This window comes from Flavobacterium sp. Root935, assembly GCF_001429295.1.
Lineage (GTDB): Bacteria > Bacteroidota > Bacteroidia > Flavobacteriales > Flavobacteriaceae > Flavobacterium.
In genome coordinates, this window is record NZ_LMJL01000012.1 from 827,076 (window position 1) to 850,896 (window position 23,821).

General features: G+C 32.5%; 17 protein-coding genes. 8 read left to right on the forward strand and 9 right to left on the reverse strand.

What is annotated here, in order from left to right:
• Positions 1 to 149 precede the first annotated feature (149 nt).
• From ASE40_RS18335 to ASE40_RS18355, 5 genes are all read left to right on the forward strand, one after another.
• Positions 150 to 1,544: a tetratricopeptide repeat protein gene (locus tag ASE40_RS18335; RefSeq protein WP_057118569.1), complete on the forward strand. Its 1,395-nt coding sequence runs from the start codon at positions 150 to 152 to the stop codon at positions 1,542 to 1,544.
• A 2-nt stretch (positions 1,545 to 1,546) separates the two neighbouring features.
• Positions 1,547 to 2,299 carry a shikimate dehydrogenase family protein gene (locus tag ASE40_RS18340; protein ID WP_057118570.1) on the forward strand — a complete coding sequence of 251 codons (753 nt, stop codon included), beginning with the start codon at positions 1,547 to 1,549 and terminating at the stop codon, positions 2,297 to 2,299.
• Positions 2,300 to 2,366: 67 nt separating this feature from the next.
• Positions 2,367 to 3,113: a hypothetical protein gene (locus tag ASE40_RS18345; protein WP_057118571.1), complete on the forward strand. Its 747-nt coding sequence runs from the start codon at positions 2,367 to 2,369 to the stop codon at positions 3,111 to 3,113.
• A gap of 247 nt (positions 3,114 to 3,360) precedes the next feature.
• The gene (locus ASE40_RS18350; RefSeq protein ID WP_057118572.1) at positions 3,361 to 5,340 is read left to right on the forward strand and encodes a DUF349 domain-containing protein; all 1,980 of its coding nucleotides are present in this window, start codon (positions 3,361 to 3,363) and stop codon (positions 5,338 to 5,340) included.
• A 618-nt stretch (positions 5,341 to 5,958) separates the two neighbouring features.
• The gene (locus ASE40_RS18355) at positions 5,959 to 6,378 is read left to right on the forward strand and encodes an OsmC family protein (RefSeq protein ID WP_057118573.1); all 420 of its coding nucleotides are present in this window, start codon (positions 5,959 to 5,961) and stop codon (positions 6,376 to 6,378) included.
• 72 nt (positions 6,379 to 6,450) lie between these two features.
• On the opposite strand, the gene ASE40_RS18360 is transcribed toward ASE40_RS18355, so the two are convergent.
• Positions 6,451 to 7,719: a tetratricopeptide repeat protein gene (locus ASE40_RS18360; protein WP_057118574.1), complete on the reverse strand. Its 1,269-nt coding sequence runs from the start codon at positions 7,717 to 7,719 to the stop codon at positions 6,451 to 6,453.
• A gap of 45 nt (positions 7,720 to 7,764) precedes the next feature.
• Positions 7,765 to 10,407 (reverse strand): DNA gyrase subunit A, encoded by a 2,643-nt coding sequence (gene gyrA, locus ASE40_RS18365; protein WP_057118575.1) that lies wholly within the window; start codon positions 10,405 to 10,407, stop codon positions 7,765 to 7,767.
• A gap of 257 nt (positions 10,408 to 10,664) precedes the next feature.
• Here gyrA and ASE40_RS18370 point away from each other — a divergent pair, with 257 nt between their 5' ends.
• From ASE40_RS18370 to ASE40_RS18380, 3 genes are all read left to right on the forward strand, one after another.
• Positions 10,665 to 13,211 carry an ATP-dependent Clp protease ATP-binding subunit gene (locus ASE40_RS18370; protein WP_057118576.1) on the forward strand — a complete coding sequence of 849 codons (2,547 nt, stop codon included), beginning with the start codon at positions 10,665 to 10,667 and terminating at the stop codon, positions 13,209 to 13,211.
• 140 nt (positions 13,212 to 13,351) lie between these two features.
• Positions 13,352 to 14,719: a 30S ribosomal protein S6--L-glutamate ligase gene (gene rimK / locus ASE40_RS18375; RefSeq protein ID WP_057118577.1), complete on the forward strand. Its 1,368-nt coding sequence runs from the start codon at positions 13,352 to 13,354 to the stop codon at positions 14,717 to 14,719.
• A gap of 95 nt (positions 14,720 to 14,814) precedes the next feature.
• On the forward strand, positions 14,815 to 15,330 hold the full coding sequence (locus ASE40_RS18380; protein ID WP_057118578.1) for a DUF421 domain-containing protein: 516 nt from the start codon (positions 14,815 to 14,817) through the stop codon (positions 15,328 to 15,330).
• Positions 15,331 to 15,340: 10 nt separating this feature from the next.
• Here the strand turns inward: ASE40_RS18380 and ASE40_RS18385 are convergent, their stop codons facing one another.
• The 7 genes from ASE40_RS18385 to hutH all read right to left on the reverse strand — a co-directional run bounded on the left by ASE40_RS18385 (position 15,341) and on the right by hutH (position 23,621).
• Positions 15,341 to 16,930 (reverse strand): WG repeat-containing protein, encoded by a 1,590-nt coding sequence (locus ASE40_RS18385; RefSeq protein WP_057118579.1) that lies wholly within the window; start codon positions 16,928 to 16,930, stop codon positions 15,341 to 15,343.
• Positions 16,931 to 16,968: 38 nt separating this feature from the next.
• Positions 16,969 to 18,666 (reverse strand): WG repeat-containing protein, encoded by a 1,698-nt coding sequence (locus tag ASE40_RS18390; RefSeq protein ID WP_057118580.1) that lies wholly within the window; start codon positions 18,664 to 18,666, stop codon positions 16,969 to 16,971.
• 87 nt (positions 18,667 to 18,753) lie between these two features.
• Positions 18,754 to 19,386, reverse strand: coding sequence for a hypothetical protein (locus ASE40_RS18395; RefSeq protein WP_057118581.1), 633 nt, complete (start codon positions 19,384 to 19,386; stop codon positions 18,754 to 18,756).
• 192 nt (positions 19,387 to 19,578) lie between these two features.
• The gene (locus tag ASE40_RS21905) at positions 19,579 to 19,779 is read right to left on the reverse strand and encodes a hypothetical protein (protein ID WP_128414995.1); all 201 of its coding nucleotides are present in this window, start codon (positions 19,777 to 19,779) and stop codon (positions 19,579 to 19,581) included.
• 272 nt (positions 19,780 to 20,051) lie between these two features.
• The gene (locus ASE40_RS18405) at positions 20,052 to 21,383 is read right to left on the reverse strand and encodes an inorganic phosphate transporter (protein WP_057118583.1); all 1,332 of its coding nucleotides are present in this window, start codon (positions 21,381 to 21,383) and stop codon (positions 20,052 to 20,054) included.
• Positions 21,384 to 21,413: 30 nt separating this feature from the next.
• Complete coding sequence (locus ASE40_RS18410; protein WP_057118584.1) at positions 21,414 to 22,058, reverse strand: DUF47 domain-containing protein; 645 nt, start codon at positions 22,056 to 22,058, stop codon at positions 21,414 to 21,416.
• Between the two features lie 48 nt (positions 22,059 to 22,106).
• Positions 22,107 to 23,621 carry a histidine ammonia-lyase gene (gene hutH / locus ASE40_RS18415; RefSeq protein ID WP_057118585.1) on the reverse strand — a complete coding sequence of 505 codons (1,515 nt, stop codon included), beginning with the start codon at positions 23,619 to 23,621 and terminating at the stop codon, positions 22,107 to 22,109.
• Between the last annotated feature and the right edge of the window lie 200 nt (positions 23,622 to 23,821).

Consider the following 23,821-nt stretch of genomic DNA (forward strand, 5'->3'; position numbering starts at 1 on the left):
CCTTAATATAAAAGGAGATTTCTTCCCAAAATAAAATAAAAAACGCTATATATTGTTAATTAAATTGTTCAAAACAATTAATTCTCTTTCCTTACAACAATTATATGGTTGCCTAAATTTATAACAGGCTAATTTCAAAAATACGAAGTATGCAATTAAGCAACGAAGAAGAAGATTATAACCTATCCCTATCCAAATTTGAGTCGATGTTAAAAACTAACAAAGTACTCTTTTTTGATTCTGAAGAATTTGAAGAAATAATTCTTCATTATTTAGATATAGGCAAGGCTAATTTAGCAAAAAAGGCCTTGAAACTTGCATTAGACCAACATCCTAAATCTACAGGCTTAAAATTAGTACAAGTAGAAATGCTGGTTTATGATGATAAACTCGACATTGCTGAAAAGCTTTTGAATGAGTTGTATGCAATTGAACCCAACAACGAGGAAATCTATATCCAAAAAGCCAATATCTGTTCTAAAAGAGATCAGCACGAAAAAGCGGTTGAACTGTTAAAAATCGCACTGCAGTACACTGATGACTATGCGGATGTGTATAACTTGATTGGAATGGAGTATCTCTTTATGGATAACCTTGAAATGGCAAAAGAGAGTTTTATCAAATGTCTTGAAGAAGACTTAGAAGACCAATCTGCTCTTTATAACGTGGTATATTGTTTTGAATTTTTAGATCAAAATCAAGAAGCTATTGCTTATTTAAATGATTACATTAACAAAAATCCTTACAGCGAAATTGCCTGGCATCAGCTTGGGCGTCTTCATTATGGCGTTAAAGAGTATGAAAATGCCATTCGTGCATTTGATTATGCAACGCTGATTGATGATGAGTTTTTGGGCGCTTTCATGGAAAAAGCAAAAGCTTACGAACGTCTGAAAAAATACAATGATGCAATTGAGAGTTATAACAGAACTATCGAGCTGGACGATGCAACATCTTATGCCCTGCTTCGAATTGGTAAATGTTATGAAAAACTTGGAAATTTAGCGAAAGCGATTCAATACTATAACCAAACGGTTCACGAAGATCCGTTATTGGATAAAGGATGGATTGCGATTACTGATTTTCATCTCCGCCAGAAAAACTATCAAAAAGCATTGTTTTTTGTGAATAAAGCTTTGGCAATTGACAATCAAAATCGTTTGTACTGGAAAAGATATGCGACTATCAATAAACACATGAATTTCTTTGAAGAAGCCGAATTTGGTTTTAGAAAAGCAGTTGAGTTTGGAGATTACGCATTAGACACTTGGTTGTATTGGGTTGATATTCTTCAGTTTTTAGGAGAATTTGAAAGCGCTATTCAGACTTTATTACAAGCTTCAGAATATTTCCCTGAAGAAAATGAAATCGAATATCGTTTAGCCGGATTATACTTTATGATTCAGGATAACACAAAAGCTAAATTTCATTTAAGCAATGGTTTACGTCTAAATTTTGACAACTATATCTTAATTGAAGACTTGTTTCCAGTGGTATGGGCAAAGAAAACAGTAAAAAATTATATAGAAAAACATCGTAAATAATAATGGTTGATATTTTATTAAGAAGACGTTTTGGATTATTGGGCCGTAACATCAGCTACTCTTTTTCAAAAGGTTACTTTACAGAAAAATTTAATAATGAAGTTTTTGCCGGCAACAGCTACGAAAATTTTGACATTTCTGAAATTAATTACTTTACTGAATTGATCAAAAACAATCCAGATTTAAAGGGCTTAAATGTCACTATTCCATATAAAGAACAAGTTATTCCTTTCTTAGATAAACTATCAAAAAAAGCATCTTTAATTGGTGCAGTAAATACTATAAAATTTACCAAAAACGGTAAACTAAAAGGATACAATACAGATTATTATGGTTTTAAAAAATCGCTTAAACCATTATTAGAACCACATCACAAAAAAGCTTTGATTTTGGGAACTGGCGGGGCTTCTAAAGGTGTGGCGTTTGCTCTTGACGAACTTGACATTCCCTATACTTTCGTTTCAAGAGAAGCCAAAGAAAACATTATAGATTACGATTTGATCAATGCCACAACATTTGACAATTTTCAAATTATAATCAATTGTACTCCAGTGGGTACAAGCCCAAATATTGAAGCTTGTCCAAATCTGCCTTATGAATTCTTTACAGAAAAACATATTGCATACGATCTGATTTACAATCCTGCCGAAACAACTTTTTTGAAAAAAGCAAAAGAACAAGGAGCTGTTATAAAAAATGGCCACGACATGCTGATATTTCAAGCTGAGAAAGCCTGGAAAATCTGGAACAAATAAAACATAGGATAAAAATAAAATGTTAACGTATTATTTGTAATTTTAAACCACTTATTAACAGGTGGTTATGAATAAAATACAATTACTTAGCATTTTATTTTTTTTATTTAACAATCTCCTTTCCGCTCAAGAAATCGATACTTTACAAAGTCCTTTTTCTGAGCCTCGTTATCATTATTTTCTCAAAACAATTATTTTATTTGACGAATATTTAGATACTGATAACGGATCATATAATACCACACAAGTTCGAGTTTTACTGCCAATTGGAAACAAAGCTTGGAATTTGCGTTTTGATCTTCCGCTAATTTCTGCAAATACCAATTCAATCAACAAGACAGCCATTGGAGATGTAGGTATGGGCGTAAGTTATATTCCATATCTTAAAAATAATAACGGAATAGCCCTGCGTACAAGAGTTTATGCCAATACCGCAGCAGACCCGAATTTTGGAACTGGAAAATGGGTGGCTATGCCGGCTGTTATTTTTGGAAAATATTTCAATCAAAAGAAATTTCTCTGGATTTCGACTTTAGAATATCAAGGTAGTTTTGCTGGACAAAATGAGCGAGATGATATCAGCGTCACACTTTTTGAAAATGTATTACTTTACTTTTTTGGAAAAAACTGGGTTGCTGCCGATGCTGCTTTTAGATACAATGCTATTCTAGAAGGGTTTCAAAATAATGCTTTTGTTGAATTCGGCAGAAAGATCACTCCGACAAATTTAGTTTACATACATCCAAGCGCTGGATTTGGCGTTAATCGAACCTATAATTTTGGTATTGAAATGGGAGTATTAATCCTTTTTTAATATCAAAAAGAGAGCAGATACTTTATATATTTGTATTTATAAAAGAAAAACCTAAAAACAATATAAATTTAGAATTTATAGATACTTCAATAATTCAACAAAAATATATTCAACATTATAGCGAATAAGTCTAAAGAATAAGAATTTCATCGTAAAATACAGCATAAACAAGTGATTTATTTTGTATTTAGAAACACCTTTACTATCTTTCGCACTGTTAAAAACAAAAACCTTACACATTTTAAAGATGTTAGAAGAAAAGAATGACAACCTGCAAGAAGCAGACGGAAAATCAGGAATCGAAATAAACGATTCTACAACAAATGATGCAGCTGAAATATCTAATCCTGAAACTTTAGTCGAAGATTCAACTTCAGAAACTGAAGATTCATTAGATACTAATGAAAACGCACATCAAGAAGCGCTGGATGAAATTACAAATTCAAACGCAGCAGAAAGTGAAGACGAAACTTTAAAAGAGCGTCACGATATTCCTATGCAGGATTACAACACCTTTTCTTTGGATGCTCTTGTTGATGAACTTAAAAAACTGGTTAATACAGATAAAGTAATGTCTGTAAAAGATCATATTGAAGAAATTAAAAAAGCTTTTTTATTACAATATCACCATCTTCTAGAGGAAAAGAGAGAAGAATTTAATGCTTCTAATCCAGATCCAAGTGAAGAATTTGAATACCATTTACCTCTAAAATCAAAATTTGATGAATATTATAATATTTTTAGAGAGAAAAGAAATGTACACTTTAAACACTTACAAACTAATCTAAAAAGCAATTTAGAGAATCGTCTGGCAATTGTAGAAGAATTAAAAGAGTTAATCAATCCGCAGGAAAACATTAAAGATACTCTTAAACATTTTAATGAATTAAGAGAAAGATGGAAAAATGCCGGTGCAATTCCAAAAGATAAATACAATCACGTTTGGAATAACTACCATTTCCACGTTGAAAATTTCTACGACTACCTTCACTTAGATCGTGAAGCTCGAGATTTAGATTTCAAACACAACTTAGAATTAAAACAAAAAATAATCGCTAGAGTTGAAGAATTAGTAGAAAATGCTGATGTTAATAAAGCTTTCCGCGAACTACAGGATTTACACCGAATTTGGAAAGAAGAAATTGGACCAGTTTCTAAAGAACATCGTGATGCTATTTGGAATAAATTTAGTGAATTAACTAAAAAAATACACGACAAGAGAGAAGTACTGTTTGAAAGCCAAAGAGCTAACGAACAACAAAATCTTGAAGCTAAAAAAGAGATCATTGCCAAAATTGAAGTTTTGGGAACTGAGAAAGTAAATTCTCATTCACAATGGCTGGTACAGATTCAAAAAGTAGAAGACTTAAGAAATGAGTTTTTTGCAGCAGGAAAAGTTCCGTCAGAAGTAAATGAAGAAACTTGGGCTGCATTTAAAACAGCCGTTAGAAATTTCAATGCTTTTAAAAATTCTTTTTATAAGGATATTAAAAAAGACCAAAACGACAATTTAAATAAAAAATTAGCACTTGTTGCTAAGGCTAAAGAATTACAGGAAAGCACCGATTTTCAAGCTACAACTCCTGTAATGAAACAGATTCAAGAAGAATGGAAACAAATTGGTCATGTTCCTAAAAAATATTCAGATAAAATCTGGAAAGAATTTAAAGATGCCTGCAACCACTATTTTGATAAGTTAAAAGAACATAAATCTGAAGAAAACGGTGAAGAAGTAGCTGCTTTTGACAATAAAAAAGCATATTTAGAAACCCTAAGAGCTTTCCAGTTAACTGGAGATCACAAAACAGATTTAGATGCTATAAAAGCACATATTGAAACTTGGAAAGGTTTTGGAAAGGTTCCGTTTTCAAGACGCCATATAGAAGGAAAATTCAATAAAATTTTAGATGCCCTTTTTGAAAAATTAAGTTTGAGTAAAAAAGAAACCGAAATGATGCGCTTTTCTAATAGAATTGATTCTTTATCTGACAGCAACGACACACGTAAGTTAGACAACGAAAAAATATTCTTAATGCGTAAAATTGAAGAAGTTCAAAATGAAATTTTCCAATTAGAAAATAACATCCAATTTTTTGCAAATACTAAAAATGCTAAAAAAGAAAATTCAATTGTTCTTGAAGTCCGCAAAAACATTGCAATTCACAAAGAGAGCCTTGAAGTTTGGAAAGATAAATTGAAACAATTAAGAAACTTAGGTCAGGAATAGACTTTAGTTTATATTAATTTTATAAAGGAGTAATGCTATTTTCATTGCTCCTTTTTTTGTGGTTATGTTGGAGCGAATTTTACCGCAAAGTTCGCTAAGCATTTGTATCTACTGGTTTTTGTAAAACATTAAGTTCACAAAGCTTTGTGTCAGCATTGTGATGTAGATCTTTGTCAAAATTTAAAACTTTGTTATCGGATAAACGACAACATTATCGATAATTACTATTGAGAACAAAGCTTTGCGAACTTTGTGTTTTATAAAACTTCCTAATTAACAATATTAGCGAACTTTGCGGTAAAACTTTTTAATATTTTCAATAGCAACGCGCTTCGACTTCGCGCAGCCTGACAAACGCGGCTAACATCCAGACTTGAAATCTGAACTTGAAACTTGAAAACTCAGAACCTTTTCACTTTTCACTTTTCACTTTTCACTTTTCACTTTTAACTTTTAACTTTTAACTTTTTACTTTTTACTTTTCACTTTTAACTTTTCACCTTCCCATAACAAATACATAAAACTATTCTGAAAAATATTGTTTATATTTGATAGACACATCATTAATTGATAATCAACAAAATAACCTTTACAATATTAATTTTAATAACTACAGAAATGAAATTTACAAGAAAAGCAAATGCCAACTGGAAAGGAACCGGTATGGAGGGAACTGGGAAAATCAGCACACAAAGTACAACATTAGAAAACGCACAATTATCTTTTAAAACTAGATTTGCTGACGGAGTTGGAACAAATCCTGAAGAATTAGTTGCTGCAGCGCATTCTGGATGCTTCACGATGCAATTAAGTTTTTTATTGAACGAAGCTGGCTTTACAGCAGATGATTTAAATACAGAAGCTACAGTAACTTTTGAAGATGGCTCTATAACTTTAATTCATTTAGATTTAAAAGGAAAAGTTCCTTCAATCTCTGCAGAAGAGTTTCAGGCTACAGCAGCAAAAGCAAAAGAAATCTGTCCGATTTCTAAATTATTAAATACCACTATTACTTTATCTGCGGAATTAATCAGCTAGAAAAATTATAGCTATAAAAAAAACCATTCGCATGCGAATGGTTTTTTTTATGTACTCTACTGAGTTTATTTATTACATTTTAGCTTTTAATGCTTTAGCTTCAGCAGTCATTTCAAGAGCACTGTAAACTCCTAATAATGTTTTAGAAACGTCTTCATTTTTAGGATCTAACTCGTTAGCTTTTTTAAGGTAAGGAATCACGCCTTTGAAAACACTTTCTCTTTGAGCTTTTAAAACATCGTAACGTTTCATGTCTTTAGCAGAAGTTCCCAATTTATTCATTTCATCAATGATTGGTTTTTCAGCTTCTAATTTCAATGCTGCAAGATTTAAGTAAGCGTTTGTATAATTAGGATTGATTTCTATTGCTTTTAAGTAATATTTCTCAGCATCTGCATTGTTTTTTGCACCTGCACTAATTACACCTAAGTTGAATACTAAATCAGCATTTTTTGGATCTTTTTCTAAAGCCTCGTTAACTAATTTTTTATACATTTCAAAATCCTTAGTTTCAAGATACAAATTAGCTTCAGTTAAAATTAATGAAGAATCATCTGGATTTGCTTTTCTAGCATCTGCGATAGCTTTCTTAGCTTCTTCTGTACGTCCTTTTTGAACTAAGATCAAAGCCAAATTTTTGTAGATCTCACCTCTTTTTGAAGGAATAGCTTCAGTTTTTGGTTTTTCGTGAGTTCCTAATTTTACGGCCATATCTCTTTCTTTTGCATTTGCAAAACTATCATCATTTCCAGATGCTTTGTTTACAGCTGTATACATTGTTCCTTTTCCAGAGTAATTCAGTTTTTTCAACTCTTCATACATTGGTAAAGCAAGGTCAAAATCTTGTGCATTTACTGCAGTTGAAGCTGCATAATACAAGTTAATTGTATCGTTTTTGTCTAATGCATAAGCATCATATAATTTTTTTGCACCTTCTACATTTTTGTTAGCCTGAGTATCAGCAATAGCAGAATTAATTAATTTTGCTTTGATACTGCTGATTGAAGTCGCTGCCTGAGTAGAATATTTCTGTTTTCCAGAAGTTTTTTCAATTTCAATTAACTTTTTGTAGCTCTCTGCAGAAAGTGATAAATTTTTGCTTGTTTCAATATTTTTATCAGCAAGTTCCAAATAAGCATTTCCTTTTACAAAATAGAATTGAGCCTGCTCTGTATCTTTAGCATTAGCAACCATATTTTCAGCATCGTTTAAGATGGTAACAGCTCCTTGAGCATCTCCTCCTTTTAAAGCCTTTTCAGCACTTTTAATTTGATCTTTTTGAGCAAAAGAAGCTACAGAGATCAATAACGCTGAAGCAAGTATTACATATTTACTTTTCATAGTGATATTTATTTGTATTTAATTTTCTTTTTTAATCTATTTTAATTATTCTTCAGACTCTTCTTCGTCGGCATCTTCGCCTTCGTCATCAATTACTTCATCATCAGAATCGTCATCATCTTCTACAGGTCCTTCATCTTCAAGAACTTCTAAATCAGGTTTAACTCTTTCAATTCCAGATTCGATAACGTTACCGTCTTCATCAACGACAACTTCTTCTACATCATCTTTCATTACTTTTGTTACAGCAGCGATAGAATCTTTTCCTTTCAAGTTAATCAATCTAACACCTTGAGTTGCACGTCCCATTACACGTAAATCCTCAATTGCCATTCTGATTGTTAATCCAGATTTATTAATAATCATTAAATCATCTGCATCAGTTACAGCGCTAATTGAGATTAGTTTTCCTGTTTTTTCTGTGATATTAAGAGTTTTAACCCCTTTACCTCCACGGTTAGTAATTCTGTAAACATCTTCACCATCTTCGTCAACTAATTTAGTACGTTTACCATATCCATTTTCAGTTACAACTAAAATTTGCGAATCGTTAACATCATTTTTACCAACAGTAACCATGCCTATTACTTCATCCGTTTCATCTTTTAAAGTAATTCCGCGAACTCCAGAAGCTGTTCTTCCCATCGGACGCGTTTTCGTTTCTTCAAAACGAACTAATTTACCAGATTTAACTGCCAGTATAATTTGGCTTTCTCCATCTGTTAATTGCGCTCCAAGTAATTCATCACCTTCTTTAATGGTAATAGCAGCAACACCATTTACACGAGGTTTAGAATATTTCTCTAAAGAAGTTTTCTTCACCTGACCTTGTTTGGTAACCATTACAAGGTTGTGAGTATTGATATAATCTTTATCTTTTAAGTCTTGTGTACAAATGAAAGCTTTTACTTTATCATCGCTTTCAATATTTACAAGATTCTGAATTGCACGGCCTTTTGCTGTTTTACTTCCTTCTGGAATTTCATAAACACGCATCCAGAAACATTTTCCTTTTTGTGTAAAGAACATCATATATTGGTGGTTTGTTGCCACGAACATGTGCTCCAAGAAATCCTGATCTCTTGTTCCTGCGCTTTTTTGACCAACTCCACCTCTATTTTGAGTTTTGTATTCTGTCAGATTCGTACGTTTGATATAACCTGCATGCGAAATTGTAATTACTACATTTTCATCAGCAATTAAATCTTCGATACTTACATCTCCACCAGAGTATTCTATTTGAGAACGTCTTTCGTCACCGTATTTGTCACGAATTTCGATAAGTTCTTCTTTAATTAAATCGGTTCTTAAATTAACATCTGCTAATAAAGCTTTCAAATGCTCAATTAACTTCATTAATTCCTCAAACTCAGCTCTTAATTTATCCTGCTCCAGACCTGTTAACTGACGTAAACGCATCTCAACAATCGCACGAGCTTGAATTTCAGATAATTTAAATCTTTCGATTAATTTTTCTCTTGCTTCGTCTGTATTTTTAGAACCTCTTATTAACGCAATAACCTCGTCGATATTATCAGAAGCAATGATTAATCCTTCTAAAATATGCGCTCTTTCTTCTGCTTTACGTAATTCAAATTGAGTTCTTCTTACTACTACATCATGACGGTGCTCAATAAAATAGTGAATCATATCTTTTAGATTCAACAATTGAGGACGTCCTTTTACTAATGCAATGTTATTTACACTAAAAGAAGATTGTAATTGCGTATACTTATATAAGGTATTTAAAACTACGTTTGGCGTAGCATCACGTTTTAAGATATAAACGATACGCATACCATTTCTATCAGACTCATCACGGATGTTGGCAATACCTTCGATTTTTTTGTCGTTAACTAAATCAGCCGTACGTTTGATCATTTCGGCTTTGTTAACTTGGTATGGAATTTCAGTAACAATGATACATTCTCTTCCGTCAACTTCTTCAAAACCAACTTTTGCACGCATTACAATACGTCCTCTACCCGTTTTAAAAGCTTCGCGAACACCTTCGTATCCATATATTATACCACCTGTTGGAAAATCAGGAGCTTTAATATGAGACATTAATTCGTCTACTTCAATATCATTATTATCAAGGTAAGCTAAAGTCCCATTGATAACCTCAGTTAAATTGTGTGGCGGCATGTTGGTTGCCATACCAACTGCAATACCTGTTGCTCCATTTACTAACAAAGTAGGAACTCTAGTAGGCATTACTTTTGGCTCATATATAGTATCGTCAAAGTTTAATTGAAAATCAACTGTCTCTTTTTCGATATCTGCCATAATTTCTTCAGAAATTTTGCGCATTCTGGCCTCAGTATAACGCATTGCTGCAGGACTATCTCCATCGACAGAACCAAAGTTACCCTGACCATCAACTAATAAATATCGCATACTCCACTCCTGAGCCATACGTACCATTGCGTCATAAACAGAAGTATCTCCATGCGGGTGGTACTTACCCAGAACCTCCCCTACGATTCTTGCAGATTTTTTATGGGCAGATCTTGAAGTTACACCTAAATCATACATTCCATAAAGAACTCTTCGATGCACTGGTTTCAAGCCATCTCTAACATCAGGAAGTGCTCTCGATACGATTACTGACATCGAATAATCGATGTAAGCTGATTTCATTTCATCTTCTATGTTAATAGGAATTAACTTTTCTCCTTCAGACATAAGTTGTTATATTAAATAATTATATTAGTTTCAAAGCGTGCCAAGATACGTTTTTTTGAAATTTTTTCAGCTATTTCCTTACACTTATTTCAATGATTTATTAACAACTTTATTTTGCCTTTTAGTTAATAAATTAAGCGTTTTTTAACGCTTTTATTCTCTTTTTTTTCGTCTATTAGCTGTCAGGAGATCTTGAAGGGTACGGTTTTTGTTTTTGAAACTGTAATTCACTAAATTTACAATACCAATTATATATTATGGATGATAATTTTTCACCAAGAGTAAAAGATGTTATTACATACAGCAAAGAAGAGGCTTTACGTTTAGGCCACGACTTTATTGGTACAGAACATCTAATGCTGGGCATTTTAAGAGATGGTAACGGAAAAGCTATTCATATACTTAATAACCTAGCAGTCGATTTAGATCATTTACGCAGAAAAGTAGAAATACTAAGCCCTGCCAACCTGAGCGTTGAAGTAAATGCAGAAAAGAAAAACCTTCATCTTACCCGACAGGCAGAAAGAGCCCTGAAGACCACTTTTCTAGAAGCAAAAGTATTTCAAAGTTCATCAATTAGCACGGCCCACCTGCTGTTATGTATCTTGAGAAACGAAAACGATCCAACAACCAAGCTATTGAATAAACTTAAAATAGATTATGACGTAGCTAAAGAACAGTATTTAAATATGACTCCAAACGAAGAAGAATTCTTAGAAAACTTGCCAAGAAACGAATCGTATAACGACGATTCAGGACAAGATGACAGTCTTAAAGAAAGTAGTTTTAATAATCCCGCCAATAAGTCAAACAAAAAATCTAAGACTCCGGTTTTAGATAATTTTGGGAGAGATTTAACAGAAATGGCCGAAGAAGGGAAATTAGACCCAGTTGTAGGACGCGAAAAAGAAATTGAGCGTGTTTCGCAAATTCTAAGCCGTAGAAAGAAAAACAATCCGCTTCTTATTGGAGAACCTGGGGTTGGTAAATCTGCTATCGCAGAAGGACTGGCTTTACGTATTATTCAAAAGAAAGTATCACGTATTCTTTTCCACAAACGTGTTGTAACTCTTGATTTAGCAAGTTTAGTTGCTGGAACAAAATATAGAGGACAGTTTGAAGAAAGAATGAAGGCCGTAATGAACGAGCTTGAGAAAAACGATGATATTATTCTTTTTATTGATGAAATCCATACTATTGTAGGTGCTGGAGGAGCAACAGGTTCGCTTGATGCTTCAAACATGTTCAAACCTGCTTTAGCAAGAGGAGAAATTCAATGTATTGGTGCTACTACTCTTGATGAGTACAGACAATATATTGAAAAAGATGGTGCTTTAGAAAGACGTTTCCAAAAAGTAATCGTTGAACCAACTTCTGTTGAAGAAACAATTGCAATTTTGAATAACGTAAAAGATAAATATGAAGATCACCACAACGTTACCTATACTCAAGAAGCAATTGAAGCTTGTGTGAAGCTGACAAACAGATATATGTCTGAGCGTTTCTTACCAGACAAAGCGATCGATGCTATGGATGAGGCTGGATCACGTGTGCACATTACGAATATCGACGTTCCGAAACAAATTTTGGATTTAGAGCGTCAGTTAGAAGAAGTTCGCGAGCTTAAAAATATGGTTGTTAAAAAACAAAAATATGAAGAAGCTGCTAAACTTCGCGATGATGAAAAACGTATAGAAAAAGACCTTGCCACTGCACAAGAACAATGGGAAGAAGATTCTAAAAACAACAGAATTGAAGTTACAGAAGATAATGTAGCCGATGTTGTTTCGATGATGACTGGAATTCCTGTTAATAGAATTGCACAGACAGAAAGCAATAAATTAGCTCAATTACCTGAATTAATTCAAAATAAAGTAATTGGTCAAAATGAGGCTGTTCTTAAAATTGCACGTTCTATTCAACGTAACAGAGCTGGACTTAAAGATCCTAATAAACCAATTGGTTCATTCATCTTCTTAGGTCAGACTGGTGTTGGTAAAACACAGTTAGCCAAAGTATTAGCAAAAGAATTATTTGATTCTGAAGATGCTTTAGTTCGTATTGACATGAGTGAATACATGGAGAAATTTGCGATCTCTCGTTTAGTTGGAGCGCCTCCAGGATACGTGGGTTACGAAGAAGGTGGTCAATTGACAGAAAAAGTTCGTAGAAAACCATATTGCGTAGTACTTTTAGATGAGATCGAAAAAGCGCATCCAGATGTGTTTAATATGATGCTTCAAGTTTTAGATGACGGATATTTAACAGATAGTTTAGGTCGTAAAATTGACTTTAAAAACACTATTATTATCATGACATCTAATGTTGGTGCACGCCAATTGAAAGATTTCGGACAAGGTGTTGGATTCGGAACTGCTGCTAAAGTGGCTCAAGCCGATGAAAATTCAAAAAGCATTATCGAAAATGCATTGAAGAAAACTTTTGCTCCTGAATTCTTAAACAGAATTGATGACGTAATTGTATTTAACAGTTTAGAAAAAGCTGATATTGATTTGATTATTGAAATCGAATTGAAAAAACTGTATTCTCGTATTGCTGAACTTGGTTACAAATTAAGCTTAACAGACAAAGCCAAAGCATTTATTGCTGAAAAAGGTTTTGACAAGCAGTTTGGAGCTAGACCGCTAAAAAGAGCAATTCAGAAATATGTTGAAGATTTGTTAGCCGAAGAAATCATCACTTCGAAAATACATTCAGGTGACGAAATCATGATGGATCTAAAAGATGATTCGCAAGAACTTTCAGTAGAAATCCATAAAGCCGAAGAGCCGACTAATCAATAAATTAGTTTAAATTTATAACAAAAATAATCTACCCGTTACGTTTTCATAACATAACGGGTATTTTTTTTGGATAATTTAGTATCTTTAGTAAAAGCAAATAGCTATTTTTGAATTTAAATTCTATAACAAAAAAACAAAATATGCTTCAAAACAAAGTCATTTTAGGCAGCGAAGAATGGTGCTCATTTCCAGAACTTGGAATCCCGACAATCAAGGCTCGCGTTGATTCTGGTGCTAAAACTTCTGCAATGCACGCTTTAAACATAGCTCCTTTTATAAAAAATGATGCCAATTGGGTAAAATTTGATATTAATCCAATTCAGAATAATATTAAAACGATTATCCATTGCGAAGCACCTTTAGTAGATAAACGAATTGTTAAAAGTTCAAGCGGTTTTAGAGAACATCGTTATGTTATTCAAACCAGCCTAAAAATTGGTGATGCCAAATGGCCAATTGAAATGACTTTGACCAATCGAGATTCTATGGGATTTAGAATGCTTTTGGGACGCGAAGCCATGAGTGGAAGGGTTTTGGTTGATCCAGAACAAAAATATCTTCTAGGGCAGCCTACAGCAGAATCTTTAAAAGAATTATACCAAAATTCTGAAAAAGCTAGTTCTGGTTTACGTATTGGACTTCTAGCCAGTAACCCTGAATTGTACAGTAATAAAAGGATCATGGAAGCAGGCGAAATGCGTGGTCACGAAATGCATTTCTTGAACATTAAAGAATGCTACATGAAACTCGATGCCAAAACTCCAGAGATTCATTATAGAGGAGGAAAAATCTTAAATCAGTTTGATGCTATTATTCCGCGTATTCGACCAAGTATCACTTTTTACGGATGTGCATTAACACGTCAGTTTGAAGCTTTGAAGGTTTTCGTTTTAAATTCAGCTACAGCGATAACGCAGTCTCGCGATAAGTTATACTCGCTGCAATTGCTTTTAAACAGCGGTATAGACATTCCAACAACTGGATTTGCCAATTCTCCATTGGATACAGACAATTTGATTAAAATGGTTGGAGGCTCACCTTTAATTGTAAAATTATTAGAAGGAACACAGGGAAAAGGTGTTGTTTTGGCCGAAACCAAAAAAGCTGCAGAAAGTGTTATCAACGCTTTTAAAAGTTTAAATGCTAATATCTTAGTTCAAGAATTTATTAAAGAAGCCAACGGAAAAGATATTCGATGTTTTGTAATTGACGGAAAAGTAGTTGCAGCTATCCAGCGTGAAGCTATGCCGGGAGAATTCAGAGCCAATATTCACCTTGGCGGAACTGCTTCTGTAATTAAAGTAACTGCCGAAGAGAAAAAAATCGCTATAAAAGCCGCAAAAGCAATGGATTTAAAAGTAGCTGGAGTTGATATTATTCGTTCTTCTAAAGGTCCGTTATTGCTTGAAGTAAACTCTTCTCCAGGTCTTGAAGGAATCGAAGGTGCAACTAATAAAGATGTTGCTGGCGAAATGATTAAAGCTATTGAAAAGAATTTCAAATTATAAGTTCATTTCAACTTAATACTATATAAATATTTTAGCAGCTTTGCCAAAGTTTAGAACTCTGGCAAAGCTTTTTTATTTAACTTTAAAATAAAAACATGTATTATCAATATTTAGATATTATTACAAGAAGCGTTGCTGTATATTTTTTCATGACTATTGCCTTGCGAATTTTTGGTAAAAAAGAACTTTCACAATTAAATACTGCAGACATAATCTTGATTTTATTGATTAGTAACTCCGTTCAAAATGCAATGGTTGGTCCAGATACAAGTCTGTGGGGAGGCTTGGTAGCAGCTCTCGCTTTATTTATCATTAATTTCATCATCAAAAAACTGACGCACAGATATAAAGGCCTGAACGATTTTTTAATGGACAAACCCGAAGTCCTAATTCACGACGGAATATTAGATTTCAAAACCCTAAGCAGATTAGACATTTCGCATGAAGAATTAAAAGAAGCCGCCCGCGAACACGGTTTAGAACATCTAACAGATATAAAACTTGCCATGCTTGAAATTGACGGAACTATTAGTGTTATTTCTGGCGACAAAAAAGAGCTTAAGCAAACGCACTTTAAGCGCAAGCACAATCATAAGAATTTGAGGAAGTAAAAGAGTACTTTTAGAAAGCGCTTTCATATAATTCTTCGAATTCTTTATCAGAAACATTTTCATTTTCATATTGATTTTTGTTTGAAATACCATCAATCCAATCGTATTTAATTGGAACTATTTCTTTACCTGTTCTATCAATTATTCCCCATTTACCATTTAATTGAACGCGTGTAATTCCATTTTTAAAGCTTTCTACATTCTCATACTTTAAATTGATTACTGTTTTGCCTTCTTTATCAATAAAACCCCATCGCATGTCTTTATCTTTGATAATAAGAACTGCTGCTAATCCCTCAGAAAAATCTTTTACGTTATCATATATTGGTTTAATTACTTCTTTCCCATTTACAATTATAAATCCAGCTTTCCCCATATTTTGTAATATTATTGGCGCGTCATCTGAACCGTATTTTTTAAAACCTCCTTCTCCAAATTGCACTCGTAACATTCCTTCAGACAACTTGCCAATACTCGTATATTTAAAATCTAAAATCTCTTGTCCTTTTATATTTATAAGTCCCCATACAAGTTCTGGTCTCCATGTATCTTCATCCTTATATTTTCCAACTGCAAATATATCTTTAGCGCAATATATGATCTTATCATATTTAAAATCGATAACTTTATTATCATTACTATCAATTATCCCCCACTTTCCATTTAATTTTGCAGGCGCCAGATTTTCTGTAAATGTTTTAATAGCATCATATTTTACAGGAATTATTTCTTTTCCCGCTTTATTAATAACACCGTATTTGTGATTTAACTCAACCTTTGCAATACCGTTAAAAAAAGGAAAGATTTCACTATATACAAGAGGAATAATTTCCCTGCCCACTTCGTCTATACAGCCATGTTTTTTGTTTAAAACAACTTCAGCAATACCATTCTGAAAAGCAGCAACATCATCATATTTAACAGCAGTTATATTAACACCTGTCTTATCAATAAAACCACATTTTTTTCCTATTCTCACTTCTGAATAACCACTTGCAGAAGTAAAAACGTCATCATACTTAAAACCTGTAAGCACTTTACCCGTTTTATCGATTATAGCTTCTTTATCATTCTTATTTACTTTTGCTATGCCTAATTTGAATCTCTCCCAATAATTATCATACTCAAAAGGAATCACTATTCTTGCTGTTTTATCAATAAAACCGCTTTTTTTATTACTAAATGAAACCATTGCTAATCCTTCTGAAAAACTTTCTGCATTAGAATATATAGCCCCGATTACTAATTTACCTTCTCTGTTTATATAACCAAATTTATCCTTGATTTTTACTCTTGCCAAGTCTTCATCAAAACTATCAACCCAATCATATATTAGAGGAATAACTTTTCTCGTTTTTTTATTAATATAACCTGCCTTATTATTTAAATACAGTCCAATTTCATCATCATCGGTTATAGAAATACCATCATAAATGGGTTGTAGAATTTCTTTTCCTGTATTATCGAACAAACCATAACGCTCATTCAATTTCACTTTTATAAATTCTGTTATATTGTTTTTTTTCTGATTATTGTTATTCTGCGCTTGAGAAATGCTGATAGCAGCAATGACGTTTATAATTAAGATTATTCTCTTCATGTTTAATATCTTCTAAAATTTGGTACTCTTGCCAATGCCTAAAAATTCGTAATCGGAAAACCATATTTATTAAATTTCATTTCTGTAATGGCAAAACCATTACGAAATTCTTCTATTTCATCATACTTGATTGGAGTTGTAAGTTTATTGTTCTTACTAAGCACACCCCATTTTCCATTAATAGAAACTAAAGCAATGCTGGCTCTACAATGGATAATTTTATCGTATTTTAAAGTTTTAGAAGCTTTACCTTTTTTATCGATTATATAGGAATCACGACCAATAGTTGCAATAGAAAAACCCCAAGTAAAACTTGTCATACTATCATACTTTGGCTCAATTATGTTAACTCCTGTAGTATCAATTGCTCCCCATTTATTGTTTTCTTTATACACAAAGAGTCCTTCATCAAAATAATCACTCATTTTTGAAATTGGAATATCAAATCTTGCAGGTATCACTTCTTTACCCTTTTCATTTACATATCCGCATTTTTTATTGATTGATACAAATGCACCGCCTAAATAACGATGTTCTACTGAATCATATTTTATTGGGGTTACAAGGTTTCCTTTTCTATTAGCAAAGCCATATTTATGGTTACGACTCAATAAAAGCAAAGAATTTAAATAAGTATTCATACCTGAAATTTCATCATAAAATTCGTCTTCATCAATAAAGTCATTTTGAATAGGAACAATTATTTTTCCCCTTCCATCAATAAAACCATATTTATTATTTTTATAAACAGCATACATATCTCCCATTGAATCTATTGCATCATAAATTAAAGGCGCTATCAATTTCCCGTTTTTATCTACGAGCCCCACTTTATTGTCTTTGATAAGTCTCGAAACCTTATTAGAAAAAACTAAATCTGAATTGTGTCCATAATATAAAAAATCGTATTCTAGCGGAGTAAGCATTTTTCCAGTTTTTCCATCAACTAATGCATGATTCATATAATTACCATCTTCACCATACTTGCCAACATCAACTAATCCGTGATTTAAAGGAATTATCTCATTATAAATTAGTGGTACAATTTCTTTTCCGTTTTTATCAATTAAACCTTCCTTATAATGTATAGATACTTGTGCAATTCCATTTTCAAATTTACCTGCATAATCATATTTTATACTGGTAATTTCTTTTCCTTTGGAATTAATATAACCCCATTTCCCATTTAGATACACAGCCAAAATGCCCTCATTAAAATTATTATAATTATCATACATATCGTATTTAATTGGTGTTATTTCATTGCCTGCATCATTGATTACTCCCCATTTGCTATCTAGCTTAACATTATAAAATCCCTCCTCAATATAATTGACATCATCATATTTGAAATCCGTTATCTTGTTTCCTTTTTTATCAAAAAATCCCCATTTGCCATTAACTTCAACACCTGCTAAATTTTTCCCGAATATGGAAATACTGCTATATTTTAAAGGTAATATTATAGTACCTGTCGAATCGATAATCCCAAGTTTGTCATTTATTTGAACATATGCATATCCGTTATTAAAATCAGAAATATAATCATAAACAGGAGGAACTATTTCTTTGCCATCTTCATTAATGACTCCATATTTTGAATACCCATATTTTCTTATTTGTGAGGCAGTATCTTTTATAGGAGTGGTAGTACTTATTTTTATATTTCTTATAATAACAAAAGCTAAACAACATAAAATTGCAAATACTACTAATGAAATTTTTATTCTTTTCATTTTAGATTAAATTTTTATCTAACAAAAAAACTCAAACTAATAAGCACTTTTATTAATTTGAGTTTTATATAATTAAATATTCTGAAACTATTTTTTTGCTTTGATTTGATAAGGTGGATTTGCCATTCTCTTTACCATCCAAAACAAACAAATTATAGTTAAAACAATTGTTAAAATCAAAAATGGATAATATCCGACTGCTTTTGCTATTTTTTCAAACAGATAAACATACCATTTCACAATTCTTGTACGCTTTGATTCGTAATCTTGAACACCATAAGCAAGCCAAGTAAACAAACCTCCTGCTACTGCCACAAATAAAGTTACTAATCCAGGTGAAACGGCAGCCTGCATTGCGGTAAGTTGTTTTTCTTCTCTTTTAAAACCTAATGCTTTGAATTGTTCTTTAATCGATTTTTCGGCTTCTTTAGCTATATCAACATTTTGAAAATCGATGGTTTCGTAAGATGTACTTCCTTCCTTTGATACACCAAACATAATATGAGAATCATTTCCTACTTCAAATTCGTATTCTACTACATCTTTCACATTTATAATTGATTCAAATTCAGAAGGGTTAAACACCTCTTTATTTATTCTTTCAATGTTTAAATCAGCATTTTCTTTAGTAATATTTCCAATTATATATTCTCCATAAATTAAAACCACATTTCCATCTAGACCATTAAGGATGATTGGTTTATCAAAAATCTTTTCCATTTTATCTTTTTTAACTGTTATTACGAAAAATCACTACTAAATAATTTTGCGAAGATCCTTTTATTCAATTGCACTAACAGCCTCTAAAAGTTTTTAAAATTTCAATTTAAGACATTTTTCAGCATTCCTTTTGACACAAAAAAAACCGATTTCAAATTGAAATCGGTTTCTCTATATAAAAAAATCAACATTTTATCTAAAATAAGGCCAGACAAAATCATCGGCACTTCCTGTTTTGGACCAGGCCGTTTTCCAACCCGAGAAAATCCATTTACCATCTATTAACACATAAGTAATGATATCGCCACAAGTATTTCCTGAACTCACATAATAGACGTAGGCTTGGGAATGTGAATATGTCAAAACTTTTTTTGAAGCTTTTCCATTTATCATTGAGCCTACTTCTTTTGGTAGTAGAAATTCTTTTTCATGTTGCCAAGTCAAATATTCACATTTTGCGATTGAAAAAAGCCAAAAAGAGAACAAAGATATAACGGCTACAATTGTTATGAGTTTAAGTAGTTTCACTTTATAATAGCGCTAAGTAAGTTTTATTTTACAAAAATAATATTTTTCAAATAAAAAAAGCTAGTTCAATAAGAACTAGCTTTCATATATATTGTTCAAATATGATTTACATCTCACATTTTACAAAAAACATTTTATTAAATAAACACGCTTAGTATAAAATAAACCAACCCTGCCAAAATAGCTGAAATTGGAATCGTCAATATCCAAGCCCATATTAAACTTACGGTAACTCCCCAGCGAACTGCAGATACACGTTTTGTTAATCCAACACCAATAATAGATCCTGTAATGGTATGCGTTGTACTTACCGGGATTTTTAAATGCTCTGTAAAATAAAGCGTTAAAGCACCAGCAGTTTCAGCAGCAACACCTTCAAATGAACTTACTTTTGTGATTTTAGAACCCATTGTTTTTACAATTTTCCATCCACCACTCAAAGTTCCCGCTGCAATTGCAGAATAACAGGCTAACGGAATCCAGCTTGGCATTACACCTTTAATACCTGCATCATCGTTTGGAAGCACAACATCTAACCAAGCGTCCATATGCACTCCTGGATTTGTATTGATATATACCGCAACCGCAGCAGCGATAATACCCATTACTTTTTGAGAATCATTTCCCCCGTGTCCTAAACTAAATGCTGCAGAAGATAATAATTGCATTTTTTTCAAAGCTGCATCTGCTTGATGTAGATTTAAGCTGCTAAATATTAAACAAAAAGCACTAACAGTTAGGATGATAAAAGCAACCAAAAACCATTTAATGTTATGAGCTTCAAAAGCTACACTCCAAAAATGAGAATCAAATCTTGGTTTTTCTATTTCAGAATATGGCACCATTTGACTGTAAACAAACCAAATAGTAGCAATCATTAAAAGTACAGTGAAAATTTTAGGACCAATACTTTTACGAGAAGCATTTAACAACCAAATCGAAATTAAATATGAAGCTAATGCTCCTAATAATGGTGCAAGAACAATAAAGGCAATAATAATAAGAACACCCGAAGGCATTGCTCCGTCTTTTCCAGCTTTGTACCAGCTTACAATTTCATACCAATAATGTGTTGTTCCATCTTCACCAACATAACCTGAGAAACCATGAACTGCAATAGCATGTGCTACAGCTGCTCCAGCAAAACCTCCAATTAATGTATGTGAAGAACTTGAAGGAATTCCAAGCCACCAAGTCAATAAATTCCAGCAAATTGCTGCAATTACACCGGCTAGAATTACAACCAGGTTAATTTCCATTGTGTGCGCTGTTTTAGCAACAGTATCTGCAACACCAAATCCGAAAACCCAATAAGCTAGAAAGTTAAAAAATGCTGCCCAAAGAACGGCCTGAAAAGGCGTCAAGACCTTTGTAGCAACAACAGTCGCTATAGCATTTGCTGCATCATGAAAACCATTGATGTAATCAAAAATTAAAGCTAATACTATAATTAATATAAGTAGCGTCATAAAGTTATAACTTCAGAATGAAAAATTGAATTAAGAATGTTTTACAGAAATAGATTCTAGTATATTCGCAACACTCTTACATTTGTCTGTTGCTGATTCTAAAACAGATAACACCTCTTTATATTTAATAATATTTTTAGCGTCTGTTTCGTTTTCAAAAATTTCAAAAACTGCTTTGTTATAAACGTTATCAGACTTGTTTTCTAGTTTGTTGATTCTAGTACAAGCATCTTTAATGACTTTGAAATTCTGTAAATTTCTCAATTCTTTTACCGCGCTGTCAATGTTTTGACAAGCTTCAAGATTAATTTCTGTCATCTTTCTGATAGATTTTGTAATCTTATCAACTTGATACAATCTCATACGGCTTGCAGCACCGTGTAGGTAATCTGCAACGTTGTCAATAGAAGTAATTAAGGTGTGAATATCTTCTCTATCAAATGGTGTAATAAAGTTTCTACTCAATTCCAAATTGGTTTGACGAGTAATGTCTTCACCTCTTTGCTCTAGTTCGTCAATTTTTTGAAAAAGAACTTCTCTTTCTTTTAATGGTAAATTTACAGCTTCGTGTAAGTTAGAAGCTAATTCAATTAAATTGCTTGAAGCCTCTTCAAAAAGTGGAAAGAATTTTTTGTCTTTCGGCACTAAAAATTGGAAAATACTGTTTATTGACATTGTTTTATTTTTGATAGTGCAAAATTACTTCAATAATATTTTGCAATGTTAAGCCATTGTTAACAAATCGTTTTCTATTTGGAAACTCTCCAAGAATAAAACCGTGTTTTCTATGTCATTATGTAAGATTCTATCTTCTTTGACCAAAGGCACAACTTCTCTATAGCTATTCAAAAACATTTCGATAAAATCACTTGATTTTAGAGGCTCTCTATACGCAATTGCCTGCGAAGCATTCAATAATTCGATTGCCAAAATACGCTCTAAATTATCTAAAACACGTAAGGCTTTTGTCGCTCCGTTGGCTCCCATACTTACATGATCTTCCTGTCCGTTGCTCGAAACAATGCTGTCAACGCTTGATGGAGTTGCCAATTGTTTGTTTTGACTTGCGATACTTGCAGCAGTATATTGCGGAATCATGAAACCTGAATTTAATCCTGGATTATCTACCAAAAATGCAGGAAGATTACGCTGTCCAGAAATTAATTGGTACGTTCTTCTTTCAGAAATACTTCCTAATTCTGCTAAAGCAATTGCCATAAAATCAAGAGCTAATGCTAAAGGCTGACCGTGGAAGTTTCCTCCAGAAATAATCTGATCGGCTTCTATAAATATATTAGGATTGTCTGTAACCGAGTTAATTTCGGTCTTGAAAACCTTTCTAACATAATCAATCGCATCTTTTGAAGCGCCGTGAACCTGAGGCATACAACGGAAAGAATAAGGATCCTGAACGTGTTTCTTTTCTTGAGCGATAATTTCACTTCCTTCCAAAAACTCAGTAATACGCTGTGCGGTTACAATTTGTCCTTTGTGCGGACGTATATAATGTATCAATTCGTTGAATGGCTCAATTCTTCCATCAAAACCTTCCAAAGAAATAGTTCCAATTAAATCTGCCAGATACGAATATTTGTAGGCTTTAATTAAAATATGAGCTCCGTATGCACTCATAAACTGAGTTCCGTTTAGCAAAGCCAAACCTTCTTTGGACTGCAGAACAATTGGTTCCCAATTAAAATGTTTCAAAACTTCTGCTGAAGCTGTTTTTTTCCCTTCAAAAAGTACAATTCCTTCTCCTATTAAAGGTAAAGATAAATGTGCTAAAGGTGCTAAATCTCCAGAAGCTCCTAGAGAACCCTGCGTATAAATTATAGGTAAAATATCATTGTTGTAGAAATCTACTAAACGCTCTAAAGTTTTCAATTGAACACCAGAATGTCCATAACTTAAAGATTGGATTTTTAGCAAAAGCATCATCTTCACAATTTCAGACGGCACTTCTTCTCCCGTTCCGCACGCATGAGATTTTACTAAATTTTCCTGAAGCTTAGATAAGTTTTCATTAGAAATCTTTACATTACAAAGTGATCCAAAACCTGTATTGATTCCGTAAATTGGCTCAGAATGTGATGCCATTTTCTTATCAAGATAATCACGGCATTTTTGAACGTTTACTTTTGCTTCTTCAGATAATTCAAGTGTTTTATTATAAGATAAAATTTCTTGTAAGGTTTCTAAAGTTATAGTTTCAGTACTTATATAATGGATTTCTCTCATGACGTTTTTCAATTTAAGATGTCAAAATTCAACAAATCAATATTAAAAAGCAACATTTTATCACAATAATTAAAATTTGAACAAATGCGATGAGATGCTTTTAACTTTTATTCAATTTTAAAAATCTGGCTTTTCACTGCTTTTTAATCATCTTTTCATTAAAAATCAATTCATTGTAAAGGCGTTATTAAAGAAATTTG